Raw genomic sequence first — 13368 nt, 5'->3', positions numbered from 1 at the left:
GTACCTGCGCGCGGCCCCACCTCACTTCCGGCCGCAGCAGCGGGTGCCGGGGAGGACTGCATCAAGTGACCACAAACAGAGGGGCGCTTCGCGCTGCCGCGATTGTCGTGGCCATGGCCGCCACGGCCGCCACGGCGTCGACCTTCGCCACGGCCCAGGCCGACGACAAGACCTCGGGCGCGAAGAGCACCACCGTCGACCGCCGCGACCCGGGGTCGGCCAAGGGCAACGAGCACGACTTGAAGGGCCCGTTCAGCGAGCAGCAGGAAGCCCAGCGACAGGCCGCCCTGGAGCAGGTCATCGCGGGCGACAAGAAGATCACGAAGCGCGGCGGCTCCAAGGTCGTCAAGCTCGACGACAAGAAGTACGTCGAGCTCGGCCGGGAGAAGACCGACAAGATCTTCACGATCCTGGTGGAGTTCGGCGACAAGGTCGACAACACCACCATGTTCGACCCGGACGGCGACGGCCCCGAGCCCGCCGTCCCGAAGTACGGCGGCACGCCCGGCCCGCTGCACAACAAGATAGCCAAGCCGGACCCCAAGAAGGACAACAGCACCGCCTGGCAGGCCGACTACAACCAGGAGCACTTCCAGGACCTCTACTTCGGCGAGGGCAGGGGCAAGGAGTCGCTGAAGACGTACTACGAGAAGACGTCCTCCGGGCGCTACTCCGTCGAGGGCCAGGTCTCCGACTGGGTCAAGGTGCCGTACAACGAGGCCCGTTACGGCTCCAACTACTGCGGCTCGTCCAACTGCGCCAACGCCTGGGACATGATCCGGGACGGCGTGAACGCCTGGGCCGCCGACCAGAAGGCCAAGGGCCGTACGCAGGAGCAGATCAAGGCCGATCTCGCCCAGTACGACCAGTGGGACCGCTACGACTTCGACAACGACGGCGACTTCAACGAGCCCGACGGCTACATCGACCACTTCCAGATCGTCCACGCCGGTGAGGACGAGTCCGCGGGTGGCGGCGCCGAGGGCGAGAACGCCATCTGGGCCCACCGCTGGTACGCCTACGGCACCAACGCCGGCGCGACCGGCCCGGCCGACAACAAGGCGGGCGGCGCCGAGATCGGCGACACCGGCATCTGGGTCGGTGACTACACCGCGCAGCCCGAGAACGGCGGCCTGGGCGTCTTCGCCCACGAGTACGGCCACGACCTGGGCCTGCCCGACCTGTACGACACCACCAACACCGCCGAGAACTCGGTCGGTTTCTGGTCCCTGATGTCGGCCGGCTCCTGGCTCGGCCGCGGCAAGGGCGAGATCGGCGACCTGCCCGGCGACATGACCTCCTGGGACAAGCTCCAGCTGGGCTGGCTCGACTACGCCGAGGCCAAGGCCGCGACGAAGTCCGTCCACAAGCTGGGCGTGTCCGAGTACAACACCAAGAACAAGCAGGCGCTCGTCGTCACGCTGCCCGAGAAGCCCGTCACCACCGACGTCACCAAGCCGGCCGAGGGCGCCAAGCAGTGGTGGAGCGACCGGGGCGACAACCTGAACAACACCCTGTCCCGCCCGGTCGACCTGACCGGCAAGTCCAAGGCGTCCCTGGACCTCGCGGGCTGGTGGGACATCGAGAAGGACTACGACTACCTCTACACCGAGGTGTCGGAGAACGGCGGCACCAGCTGGACCGCGATCGACGGCACGGCCGACGGCAAGGCGATCCCGCGCGACGCCAGTGACAAGCCGGCCCTGACCGACGTCTCCGGCAAGTACCAGAAGCTCTCGTACTCGTTGGACGCCTACGCGGGCAAGAAGATCGACATCCGCTTCCGCTACGCCACCGACGGCGGCGCGGGCGGCCTCGGCTTCGCCGCCGACACCATCTCGGTCAACGCCGACGGCGCCGCGCTCTTCACGGACAACGCCGAGGGCGACGACAACGGCTGGACCGTCAAGGGCTTCTCCCGCGTCGGCGAGTCGTTCACCAAGAACTACCCGCAGTACTACATCGCGGAGAACCGCCAGTACGTCAGCTACGACAAGACCCTCGAGGTCGGCCCGTACAACTTCGGTTTCTCCAAGACCCGTCCGGACTGGGTCGAGCACTACCCGTACCAGAACGGTCTGCTCGTCTGGCTCTGGGACACCTCCCAGAAGGACAACAACGTCTCGCAGCACCCGGGCAAGGGCCTGATCCTGCCGGTCGACTCCCACGCCAAGCCGCTGAAGTGGGCCGACGGCACGGTCATCCGCAACAAGATCCAGCCCTTCGACGCCCCGTTCAGCTGGTACCGCACGGACGCCTTCACGCTGCACAACGCGGACGTCCCGGTCCGGATCAAGTCGCAGAGCGGCGTCCCGGTCTTCGACGACCGCAAGGGCACCTACTGGTACAAGGAGAACCCGACCGGAAGCGTTCAGGTTCCTGACACCAACACCCGGATCTCGATCCTCAGCGAGCCCCGCAACGGCTCGACGATCACCGTCAAGGTCGGTCCTTCGAGCAAGTAGTTTCACATAACCGCAGGTCAAAGCATGATCGGCCGTCGCCCTCTAGCGGGCGGCGGCCGATCGTGTTTAGGTGCGTCTTGACCAGATCCTTATTGACACTAAGTCTCACGGGGGAGCGCGGAGCATGGCAGGCGGAGGGTTCAGCAAGCTGCCGAACGGCAGGGTCGTGGTGGCGATCACACTGCCCAGCCCGACGGACGGGACGGGGCCGGGCACCCCGGTCCGGGTCCTGGTCCACGCGGCCAACCGGGCCCGCGCCCTGACCCGGCTGCGGAACCTGGGCCTGCGCGCCGTCTACCTCCGGGGCAACTCCGAACCGCCCACCCCCGACGAGATCACCGCCGTGCTGCACCACCCCGACGGGCTGCTGTGGCGCGCGAGGCCGGAGCAGGCCCAGGAGCTCTGGCACCCCATACGCACCCTGCTGCGCCCGGCGATACCGGCCCGGCGCCCGGCCTGAGAAACGGGCCGCCGGGGCCGCCGGGGCACGGGCCGGGGAGTGGTCCGGGAACGCGGGCCGGGAACGGGCCCGGAGCCCCTCCCGGGGCCCGGGAAGGCCACGTCGGCCCGGGACGGTCCTGTCGGCCCGGGACGACCTCGTCAGCCCAGGACGGCCCCCGTCTCACACCACCGGCTTGCCGGACAGCTTCACGCCCGCCCTGCGCAGCTCCTCCAGGGCCCGTTCCGTGGTGGTCTCGGCGACCCCCGCCGTCAGGTCGAGCAGCACGTGCGTCGTGAAGCCCGCCCGGACCGCGTCCAGGGCCGTCGCCCGTACGCAGTGGTCGGTCGCGATGCCGACCACGTCCACCTCGGTGACCTGGCGCTCCCGCAGCCAGTCGGCCAGCCCGGTGCCGTTCTCGTCCAGGCCCTCGAAACCGCTGTACGCGGCGGCGTAGGCACCCTTGTCGAAGACCGCGTCGATCGACCCCGAGGCGATCGCGGGGGCGAAGTTCGGATGGAAGCCGGCCCCTTCCGTGCCGGCCACGCAGTGGACGGGCCAGGAGTGCTCGAAGTCCGGCTGCGCGGAGAAGTGGTCGCCCGGGTCGATGTGGTGGTCGCGGGTGGCCACCACGTGGCGGTACCCGGGCTGGGACTCGCCGATCAGGTCGGTGATGGCGGCGGCGACATCGGCGCCTCCCGGCACTGCGAGGCTGCCGCCCTCGCAGAAGTCGTTCTGCACGTCGACGACGATCAAGGCGCGGTGCATGACGGGTGTCCTTAGGTGGGGGACGGTCGGCGGTCGTGGGGCGTCGCCCCGGGCCGGGGGCTGCGGCCCCCGGGTTTCCGGTCCCTCGGGGCGGGGGATTCGCACCCCCGGGTTCCCGAGGTCTCGGGCCGGAGGTTCGCACCCCCGGGTTTTCGAGCCTAGAGACTCCGGGCCCGCTCGGGCGAGGGGTCGGCGCCGGGCCTCTCGCGGCGCCACGGGGGAGGGGCGGCGGCCGGACGGGCCCGGCCGCCGCCCCGGGCGGCCCCGTCAGACGTACTCCGTGGGGATGACCGGCTCCCCGCGGGACAGCTGCAGCGCCGACAGCGGAAGCCCCGCCCGCGCCGCGATGTGCCGGTCGCGCGCCGCGTCCAGCGGCTCGCGGGCGACCACCTCGCCGCCCTTGACCAGCTCGACCAGCAACTGCCGGTCGGCCAGCTCCGCCGGTACGGGGCCGGTGCCGACCACCTCGGCCTCGGCCACCCCGTACTCGTCCACGCGGCGCGCGGCCCACTTGCGACCGCCCACCGACGACTTCGCACCGAGCGACTTCTTGGCCACCGGGCGCAGCGGCTCCGCCGGATCCGCGGACCCGGCGCGGGCGACCAGCTTGTAGACCATCGAGCAGGTGGGGTGCCCGCTGCCGGTCACCAGCTGCGTGCCCACCCCGTACGCGTCGACCGGCGCGGCGGCCAGCGAGGCGATGGCGTACTCGTCCAGGTCCGAGGTCACCACGATCTTCGTGCCGGTGGCGCCCAGCTCGTCCAGCTGCTGGCGCACCCGGTGCGCGACCAGCAACAGGTCGCCGGAGTCGATCCGCACCGCGCCCAGCCCGGTACCGGCGATCTCGACCGCCGTACGGACCGCCTCGGCGACGTCGTACGTGTCGACCAGCAGCGTCGTGCCCCGGCCCAGCGAGTCGACCTGGGCCCGGAACGCGTCGCGCTCGGTGTCGTGGAGCAGGGTGAAGGCGTGCGCGCTCGTCCCGACGGTCGGGATGTTGTAGCGGAAGCCCGCCGCCAGGTCGGACGTGGTGTTGAAGCCGCCGATGTACGCGGCGCGCGCCGACGCGACCGCCGACAGTTCATGGGTGCGGCGTGCACCCATCTCGATCAGGCCGCGCCCGCCCGCCGCCGTGGACATCCGGGACGCCGCGGCGGCGATCGCCGAGTCGTGGTTGAGGATCGACAGGATCACCGTCTCCAGCAGCACGCACTCGGCGAAGGAACCCTCCACCCGCAGGATCGGCGAGCCCGGGAAGTACACCTCGCCCTCCGGATAGCCCCAGATGTCACCGCTGAAGCGGTAATCGGCCAGCCAGGCGAGCGTGGGCCCGTCGACGACGCCCTGTTCGCGCAGGAAGGTGAGCATCTCGTCGTCGAAGTGGAAGTTCTCCACCGCGTCCAGCACCCGCCCGATGCCCGCGACGACGCCGTAGCGCCGCCCCTCGGGCAGCCGGCGCGTGAACGCCTCGAAGACCGAGCGCCGATCGGCCGTGCCGGCTTTCAGCGCGGCCTGCACCATCGTGAGCTCGTACTGGTCGGTGAAGAGCGCGGTCGACGGCACACCGACCCGACGCCCAAGGTCCGCAGAGTTCATGTTCCGGATGCTACCCCTATTTCGTCAAAGTGACGAGATCTCGGGTCGTTTGTGCGATGACCCCTCCCGGGTGGCAGCATGGGGTGGGTGAGCGTCGCCCCTACAGAGATCGAGCGTCCCGAGTCGGCCGAGGAGAGCCTCGTCGTCCCCGAGCCCGACGTGCCCTGGGTGACCCTGGTGCACAACGACCCGGTCAACCTCATGAGCTATGTGACCTACGTCTTCCAGACGTACTTCGGTTACTCCAAGGACAAGGCGCACCAGCTGATGCTGGACGTCCACCACAAGGGACGGGCCGTCGTCTCCAGCGGCAGCCGCGAGGAGATGGAACGCGACGTCCAGGCCATGCACGGCTACGGGCTGTGGGCCACCCTCACGCAGGACCGCGGCTAGAGTCCGCGTCCGGCGGGGCCCGCCGGGAGGGGCGCCGGCCGGACCGTGCGCGCCACCGGCCCCGGCCCGTGGACCCCGCACCGCCCCGCCGGGACCGCATCACACCGCACCGCCCGACAGACCGACCGACCCATCATCGGAGAGAACCCATGGCCGGCCACTTCGAGGCCACCCGAGGCGGCGGCGCGGCCGTCGCGCTCGACGAGGTGGAGATCGCGATCCTGCGCTCCCTCGCCGTGCAGCTGCTGGAACTGATCGGCCCCGGCGACGAGCCCGCCGAGGGCGAGGACCCGCTCGCCGCGCTCTTCGCGGAAGGGCCCAGCGAACCGCCCGCCGACCCCGCCCTGGCCCGCCTCTTCCCCGAGGCGTACGGCGACGAGGACGACGAACTGCGCGCCGCCTCCGCCGAGTTCCGCCGCTTCACCGAGAACGACCTGCGCACCCGTAAACGCGACGACGCCCTCGTCGTCGTACGCACCCTGGACGCGCTCACGACCGCCGGGAACGGCAGCGCCGTGCTCGAACTCACCGCCGACGAGTGCCGCAACTGGCTCGGCACCCTCAACGACCTCCGGCTCACCATCGGCGCCCGTCTGGAGGTCTCCGAGGAGGAAGAGGGCGAGGCCGGCTCGCTCTACCGGCTGCCCGACAGCGACCCGCGCAAGCCGATGGTCATGGCCTACCTCTGGCTCGGCGGGCTCCAGGAGACCCTCGTGGAGACGCTGATGCCGGAGTAGGCGCCGGGGCCGATGCCGATGCCGAAGCAGGCGCCGGGCGCCCCGTTCGTCATGGAAACAAAATGACGAACACCTCACCCGAACGGTCCCTGTCGCTGCGCCGGGACGCGTTTATCCGCTTTTCCTTGTGCTGACCGCCACACAATTCCCGGTGGACGGGCACGGCGAAAGGCGCGGCACATGACATCGGCGCAGATCGACGAGGGGAAAGGCGGCCGGCCGGCCGCACGGGACGAGTCCGCCGGACCGGCGGGCGAGGGATACCGGCGGGCCCTCGGCGCCCGCCAGATCCAGATGATCGCCATCGGCGGAGCCATCGGCACCGGGCTCTTCCTCGGCGCGGGAAAGGCGATATCCAAGGCCGGACCCAGCCTGATCCTGGCCTACGCCGTCGCGGGCCTGGTCATCTTCCTCATCATGCGGGCCCTGGGCGAACTCCTCATGTACCGGCCGGTCTCCGGCTCCTTCTCCGAATACGCCCGTGAATTCGTCGGCCCCTTCGCCGGGTTCGCCACCGGCTGGACCTACTGGCTCTTCTGGGTCGTCACCGGAATCACCGAAGTCACCGCGGCCGCCCAGTACATGACGTTCTGGTTCGACGTTCCCCCCTGGACATCGGCGCTGGTCTTCACGGTCATCCTGTACGGCGTGAACCTGATCTCCGTGAAACTCTTCGGAGAACTCGAATTCTGGTTCTCCATGGTCAAGGTGACCGCCATCGTCGGCATGATCCTCATCTGCGCCGGCATTCTCACCCTCGGCTTCTCCGACGCCGGTGACACCGCCTCCGTCACCCACCTCTGGGCCGACGGCGGCTTCTTCCCGCACGGCGTCAAGGGCACCCTGATGACCCTGCAGATCGTGATGTTCGCCTTCCTCGCCGTCGAACTCGTCGGCGTCACCGCGGGCGAGTCCAAGGACCCGAAGACCGTGCTGCCCAAGGCCATCAACACCGTGCCGTGGCGCATCGCCGTCTTCTACGTCGGCGCCCTCGTCATGATCCTCTCCGTGGTCCCGTGGTCCGCGTTCCGGCCGAAGGTCTCACCCTTCGTCGCCGCCTTCGAGGAGATGGGCCTCGGCGTCGGCGCCGGCATCGTCAACTTCGTCGTGCTGACCGCGGCCCTCTCCTCCTGCAACTCCGGCATGTACTCCACCGGCCGCATGCTCCGCGACCTCTCGCTCAACGGCCAGGGCCCCCACCTCTTCACCCGGCTCACCCGCAACGGCACCCCGCTCGTCGGCACGAGCTTCTCCGCCGCCCTGATGCTCGTCGGCGTCTGGATCAACTACCAGTGGCCCGGGGACGCCTTCACCTACGTCGTCTCCTTCGCCACCATCTCCGGCATGTGGGCCTGGATCATGATCCTCGTCTGCCAGATCCGCTACCGGCGCCTCGCCGACCGCGGCCTGCTCCCGCGCTCGGACTTCCGGGCCCCCGGCGCCCCGCTCACCAGCTTCCTCGCCCTGGCCTTCATCGCGGTGGTCGTCGTGATGATGGGCATCGACCCGAGCACCAGGATCTCGCTGTACTGCGCCCCGCTCTGGGCCGCCCTCCTCGGCGTCTCGTACCTGGTCCTCAGGGCCCGCGACCCGGAGGGCGGGGCGTTCACGAGGACCCGGCCCGGGGCCGGGGGCACGGCGCCCGCGGAGGACGGGAAGCGGGAGACCCGCACGGGGTACTGAGAAGGTCCGCCCGCGTCCACCATTCGGACCGCTCCGTACCACGCCTCGGTACGCCATGGACCGCGGCCTATCCTGGCGCCATGCTGACCATCACCCAGGCGCTCCACGACCAGATCGTCGCGCACGCCCGCGCCGACCACCCCGACGAGGCGTGCGGCGTGGTCGCCGGACCGGCCGGGACCGGCCGCGCCGAACGGTTCATCCCGATGCTCAACGCCGCCCGCTCGCCCACCTTCTACGAGTTCGACTCGGCCGACCTCCTCAAGCTCTACCGCGAGATGGACGACCGCGACGAGGAGCCGGTGATCATCTACCACTCCCACACGGCGACCGAGGCGTACCCCTCGCGCACCGACGTCACCTACGCCAACGAACCCGGCGCCCACTACGTCCTCGTCTCCACGGCGGACACCGACGACGCGGGCCCCTTCCAGTTCCGCTCGTACCGCATCGTCGACGGCGTGATCACCGAGGAGGACGTCGAGATCGTCGAGGCGTACGAGGCCGCCTGACCACCCCGCCCGGCCGCCGGGACGGGAGTCGCCCGGCGGCCCGGCGGACCCGGAACGACACAGATCGTCCAACTGTCGAACACCACCCATCCGCCATGTGAGATCACACTCGGGATTGCGGACCGGGAATCGATACGATGAGCCCATGGTTCTCCATGACGTGAGCGACAAGACGCCGGGCACCCTGCTCGTCGCGCGGCTGCACGTCGACCTGTGCAGGCTCTCCAGCGCGATCTGTACGAGCCGCCCGCCCGCCGGCCACGAGGTCTGAGCCGGGCCGCGGCCCGAGCAACGCACGCACGCACCAACCCCCGCGCGGGGGCAGAGCCGCGCGCCCCACGCCACTTCCCCGCTTCCGACAGGAGCCCACGCCATGGCCATCGAGGTCCGCATCCCGACCATCCTCCGCACCTACACCGACGGCGCCAAGTCCGTCGAGGGCAACGGGGAGACCCTCGCCGACCTCTTCACGGACCTGGACAGCCGGTACAACGGCATCCGTGAGCGCATCGTCGACGGCGACGAACTCCGCCGCTTCGTGAACGTCTACCTCAACGACGAGGACGTCCGCTTCCTCAACGGCATCTCCACCAAGCTGAGCGACGGCGACAACGTCACCATCCTCCCGGCCGTCGCCGGCGGAATGCGCTGATGCGGTACGACAGCCCGCTGGCGGCCGTGGGGAACACCCCCCTCGTCCGCCTCCCGCGGCTCTCCCCCTCCGACGACGTCCGCATCTGGGCCAAGCTGGAGGACCGCAACCCCACCGGCTCGATCAAGGACCGCCCCGCGCTCCACATGATCGAACAGGCGGAGAGGGACGGCCGGTTGACCCCCGGCTGCACCATCCTGGAACCCACCAGCGGCAACACCGGCATCTCGCTCGCCATGGCGGCCAGGCTCAAGGGCTACCGCATCGTGTGCGTCATGCCGGAGAACACCTCCCAGGAACGGCGCGACCTGCTCACCATGTGGGGCGCCGAGATCATCTCGTCCCCGGCGGCGGGCGGCTCCAACACGGCGGTACGCGTCGCCAAGGAGCTGGCCGCCGAACATCCGGACTGGATCATGCTCTACCAGTACGGCAACCCGGACAACGCGGGCGCCCACTACGCCACCACCGGCCCCGAGATCCTCACCGACCTCCCCACCGTCACCCACTTCGTGGCGGGCCTCGGCACCACGGGCACGCTCATGGGCGTCGGCCGCTACCTGCGCGAACACAAACCGGACGTCAAGATCGTCGCCGCCGAGCCGCGCTACGACGACCTCGTCTACGGCCTCCGCAACCTCGACGAGGGCTTCGTGCCCGAGCTGTACGACGCCTCCGTCCTCACCACCCGCTTCTCCGTCGGCTCGGCCGACGCCGTCACCCGCACCCGCGAACTCCTCCAGCAGGAGGGAATCTTCGCGGGCGTCTCCACGGGCGCCGCGCTCCACGCCGCGATCGGGGTGGGGAACAAGGCGGTCAAGGCCGGGGAACAGGCCGACATCGTCTTCGTCGTCGCGGACGGCGGCTGGAAGTACCTGTCGACGGGCGTCTACACGGCCCCGACCACGGAAGCCGCCATCGAAACGCTCCAGGGCCAGCTCTGGGCGTGACCACCGACGGGCCGCACGCGCGGCCACCGGCGGACCGCCGGAGCCGGCACCGGCACCGCCGCCGGGACAGCCACCAGGGCTCTCGCCGAGGAAGACCCGCACCACATCCGTCCGCCGGACGGGCCGGACACCCCGGCCCGCCCGGCGTTCGACATTCCGGCCCGCCCCGTCCGTCCGGGGTCCGTCCTCCGGGCCGGTCCGGCGCTCGACTTCCCGGTCCGTCCGGCATCCGGCACCCCGGGCCCACCCGCCCCGCGCACGCCGTACCGCCCCCGGCTCACCCCAGCCCCCGCACCCGCTCCCACACCCCCGGGTCCACGCTCCCCACCCGCCGCCGGAACCCCCGCACGGCCACCTGCCGCAACTCGTCCGTCTCCAGATAGCTCGCCCGGCCCTGAGCATCCCCCACCGTCCCCGCGGGCAGCGCGATCACCCCCGGCCGGTCCTCGTGGTACTTGCTGGTGATCTTCGCGACGAGCGCCGAGTCGCCCCGCACCGAGAGCACCAGACAGGGCCGGTCCTTCGCACCGGGCCCGTCCTCGTACGGCACCTCCGCCCACCAGATCTCACCCGGCCGGGGCCGCACCCCCCGCTCCGGGCCGGTCCCGCGACCGGGCGCCGCCGGAGGGCGGGTCCGACCGCCCGGACGCCTACCGGGCGGCGCCCCCGCCGACCCGCCGGAACGCCCGCGGGGCCGGCCACCGCTCCGCCCCCGGCCGTCGGCGACCGCCGCGACGAGTGCGAGCAGTACCACCAGAGCGAGCGCGAGCCACCACCAGGACATGTCCACGCCCCGACCGTACCGGCGATCCCGCCGCTTCCATCGAACCGGTGACAGCACAGGTGAGTTCCCCCACAACGGGCGGCCGTGAAGGAGCGACCGACACTTCCGCGCCTTACGCTCGACGAACCGCTCAACCGACCGTACGAACCCTCCCCGTTCCCACGTCCCGGAGGTTCACGCTCCATGAAGCTCACCGTCGTCGGCTGCTCCGGCTCGTTCCCCGCCGTGGGATCGGCATGCTCGAGCTACCTCGTAGAGGCCGACGGCTTCAGGCTGCTCCTCGACATGGGCAACGGCGCCCTCGGCGAGCTGCAGCGTCACATCGGTCTCTACGACCTCGACGCCGTTTTCCTCAGTCACCTCCATGCCGATCACTGCATCGACATGTGCGCGTACTTCGTCGTCCGCTACTACCGGCACGACGGCGGCCGTCCCACCCCCCTCCCGGTCTACGGGCCCGAGGGCACCGAGCAGCGGCTGACCACCGCCCACGCCGACACCCCGTCCGAGCACGCGATGAGCGAGGTCTTCGACTTCCACACGCTGAAGCCGGGAACGTTCGAGATCGGGCCCTTCTCGGTCCGTACGGAGAAGGTCCGCCACCCCGTCGAAACCTTCGGGATCCGCGTCGAGCACGGGGGCCGCTCGCTCGCGTACTCCGGGGACACCGGCATCTGCGAGGCCCTGGACGAACTTGCCGAGGGGGTCGACCTGTTCCTCTGCGAAGCATCGTTCCTGTACGGCAAGGAGGACATTCCGGACCTCCACCTCAACGGCCGCGAGGCGGGCGAGGTCGCCGCCCGCGCCGGGGTGGGGCGGCTCGTCCTCACCCACATCCCGCCGTGGACCGACGCCGACCGCAATCTGGCCGATGCCCGCGCGGTCTTCCCCGGACCGGCGGACGTCGCTGTCCCGGGCGCGGTCTACGAGGTCTGAGAGCCGTCCCCCGAGGGCCGTTCAGCACCCCTCTTTTTCTCTCCTCCCGGCCCCCGGTTCCCGGACGCGGCGAAGCCCCTCACTCCCGCCCGGGGATGAGGGGCTTCGCCGTGCGACGCGGATGCGCGGCGCGGGGTGCCGGGGGCGCGGTACCTACTTGGCCTCGGCCTTGAGGAGCTCGGCGAGCTCCTCGTCGGACTCGCGGCCCGGGGTCGGCAGGTTGAACTTCGTGATCGCGAACCGGAAGACCACGTAGTACACCGCCGCGAAACAGAGGCCGACCAGCACCAGCATCCACGGCTTGCTCGCGATGCCCAGGTTCAGGAAGAAGTCGACGGCCCCCGCCGAGAAGCCGAAGCCGTCCTTCATCCCGAGTCCCCAGGTCAGCGCCATCGAGACACCGGTCAGTACCGCGTGGACCGCGTACAGGACCGGGGCGATGAACATGAACGTGAACTCGATCGGCTCGGTCACACCGGTCACGAAGGCGGTGAGCGCGAGGGAGAACATCATGCCGCCGACGACCTTGCGGCGCTCCGGACGGGCACAGTGCACGATCGCCAGGCAGGCCGCCGGGAGGGCGAACATCATGATCGGGAAGAAGCCGGTCATGAACTGTCCGGCCGTCGGGTCACCGGCCAGGAAGCGGTTGATGTCACCGCTCTTGCCCTCGAACTCACCGGCCTGGAACCACGGGAACGAGTTCAGCAGATGGTGCATGCCGACCGGGATCAGCGCACGGTTGGCGACACCGAAGATGCCCGCGCCCACCGCGCCGGAACCGACCAGCCACTCGCCGAAGTTGTGCAGCCCGGTGCCCAGGACCGGCCAGATGTAACCGAAGACGATGCCGATGACCAGACCCGCGAAGGCGGAGAGGATCGGGACCAGGCGCCGGCCGCCGAAGAAGCCCGCCCAGGCCGGCAGCTTCGTGCGGTAGAACCGCTGGTAGAGCAGTGCGACGACGAGCCCCATCACCACACCGCCGAGGACCTTGGCGTCCACGGGGGCGTCCGTCATCACGATCTTGTCGTCGACGACCGTCGCGACCTGCGGCAGATTGCTGTCCGTGAAGGTGGCGAGCACCTTCTGGAAGACCAGGTAGCCGGTGACGGCCGCGAGCGCGGTCGAACCGTCGGACTTCTTGGCGAAGCCGATCGCGATGCCGACGGCGAACAGCAGCGCCATGTTGTCGAGGATCGCGTTGCCGCCCGCGGCCATGAAGGTCGCGATCTTGGTGAGGAAGCCCGGGAACGACTCCCGGCCGAGCATGTCCTCGTTGCCGAGCCGGACCAGGAGGGCCGCGGCGGGCAGCACCGCGACCGGCAGCATGAGGCTGCGGCCGATGCGCTGCATGACCGCCATCACGCCGGCGCCCTTCTTCTTGGTGACCGCGGGCGCGGTGTCTGCCGTGGACATCAACTTCCTCCATTGGACAAGGCGCCGCCCGGGT

General features: G+C 70.3%; 14 protein-coding genes. 10 read left to right on the top strand and 4 right to left on the bottom strand.

Features of this window, described 5'->3' with window-relative positions:
* Nucleotides 1-65: 65 nt before the first annotated feature.
* Together OCT49_RS11650 and OCT49_RS11645 are read left to right on the top strand one after the other, a co-directional pair.
* A complete protein-coding gene (locus OCT49_RS11650; protein ID WP_283851815.1) occupies nt 66-2465 on the top strand; it encodes an immune inhibitor A domain-containing protein in 2400 nt (799 codons plus the stop codon).
* Nucleotides 2466-2589: 124 nt separating this feature from the next.
* A complete protein-coding gene (locus tag OCT49_RS11645) occupies nt 2590-2925 on the top strand; it encodes a hypothetical protein (RefSeq protein ID WP_283851814.1) in 336 nt (111 codons plus the stop codon).
* Between the two features lie 162 nt (nt 2926-3087).
* On the opposite strand, the gene OCT49_RS11640 is transcribed toward OCT49_RS11645, so the two are convergent.
* Complete coding sequence (locus OCT49_RS11640) at nt 3088-3672, bottom strand: nicotinamidase (RefSeq protein WP_283851813.1); 585 nt, start codon at nt 3670-3672, stop codon at nt 3088-3090.
* 267 nt (nt 3673-3939) lie between these two features.
* The gene (locus OCT49_RS11635; protein WP_283851812.1) at nt 3940-5268 is read right to left on the bottom strand and encodes a nicotinate phosphoribosyltransferase; all 1329 of its coding nucleotides are present in this window, start codon (nt 5266-5268) and stop codon (nt 3940-3942) included.
* 78 nt (nt 5269-5346) lie between these two features.
* Here OCT49_RS11635 and clpS point away from each other — a divergent pair, with 78 nt between their 5' ends.
* From clpS to OCT49_RS11600, 7 genes are all read left to right on the top strand, one after another.
* Complete coding sequence (clpS, locus tag OCT49_RS11630) at nt 5347-5661, top strand: ATP-dependent Clp protease adapter ClpS (protein ID WP_283851811.1); 315 nt, start codon at nt 5347-5349, stop codon at nt 5659-5661.
* 149 nt (nt 5662-5810) lie between these two features.
* Nucleotides 5811-6398 (top strand): DUF2017 domain-containing protein, encoded by a 588-nt coding sequence (locus OCT49_RS11625; RefSeq protein WP_283851810.1) that lies wholly within the window; start codon nt 5811-5813, stop codon nt 6396-6398.
* Nucleotides 6399-6578: 180 nt separating this feature from the next.
* Entirely contained in the window at nt 6579-8081 is a 1503-nt protein-coding gene (locus OCT49_RS11620) for an amino acid permease (RefSeq protein WP_283851809.1), read from the top strand.
* A gap of 80 nt (nt 8082-8161) precedes the next feature.
* Nucleotides 8162-8593, top strand: coding sequence for a M67 family metallopeptidase (locus OCT49_RS11615; protein WP_283851808.1), 432 nt, complete (start codon nt 8162-8164; stop codon nt 8591-8593).
* 145 nt (nt 8594-8738) lie between these two features.
* Nucleotides 8739-8864, top strand: coding sequence for a putative leader peptide (locus tag OCT49_RS11610; RefSeq protein WP_283856036.1), 126 nt, complete (start codon nt 8739-8741; stop codon nt 8862-8864).
* A 102-nt stretch (nt 8865-8966) separates the two neighbouring features.
* Nucleotides 8967-9245 (top strand): MoaD family protein, encoded by a 279-nt coding sequence (locus OCT49_RS11605; RefSeq protein ID WP_283851807.1) that lies wholly within the window; start codon nt 8967-8969, stop codon nt 9243-9245.
* A complete protein-coding gene (locus OCT49_RS11600; RefSeq protein WP_283851806.1) occupies nt 9245-10195 on the top strand; it encodes a PLP-dependent cysteine synthase family protein in 951 nt (316 codons plus the stop codon). The genes OCT49_RS11605 and OCT49_RS11600 overlap by 1 nt, the downstream gene beginning before the upstream one ends.
* Nucleotides 10196-10472: 277 nt before the next feature.
* Here the strand turns inward: OCT49_RS11600 and OCT49_RS11595 are convergent, their stop codons facing one another.
* Nucleotides 10473-10979, bottom strand: a complete 507-nt coding sequence (locus tag OCT49_RS11595; RefSeq protein WP_502963460.1) for a type II toxin-antitoxin system PemK/MazF family toxin — start codon at nt 10977-10979, stop codon at nt 10473-10475.
* A 183-nt stretch (nt 10980-11162) separates the two neighbouring features.
* On the opposite strand from OCT49_RS11595, the gene OCT49_RS11590 reads away from it, so the two are divergent.
* Entirely contained in the window at nt 11163-11915 is a 753-nt protein-coding gene (locus OCT49_RS11590) for an MBL fold metallo-hydrolase (RefSeq protein WP_283851804.1), read from the top strand.
* A 153-nt stretch (nt 11916-12068) separates the two neighbouring features.
* On the opposite strand, the gene OCT49_RS11585 is transcribed toward OCT49_RS11590, so the two are convergent.
* Nucleotides 12069-13334 carry a PTS transporter subunit EIIC gene (locus tag OCT49_RS11585; protein WP_283851803.1) on the bottom strand — a complete coding sequence of 422 codons (1266 nt, stop codon included), beginning with the start codon at nt 13332-13334 and terminating at the stop codon, nt 12069-12071.
* Nucleotides 13335-13368: the final 34 nt, after the last annotated feature.

The organism is Streptomyces sp. ML-6 (assembly GCF_030116705.1).
Lineage (GTDB): Bacteria > Actinomycetota > Actinomycetes > Streptomycetales > Streptomycetaceae > Streptomyces.
The sequence above is the reverse complement of the archived record's forward strand: the minus strand, read 5'-3'. Positions and strand labels throughout refer to the sequence as shown.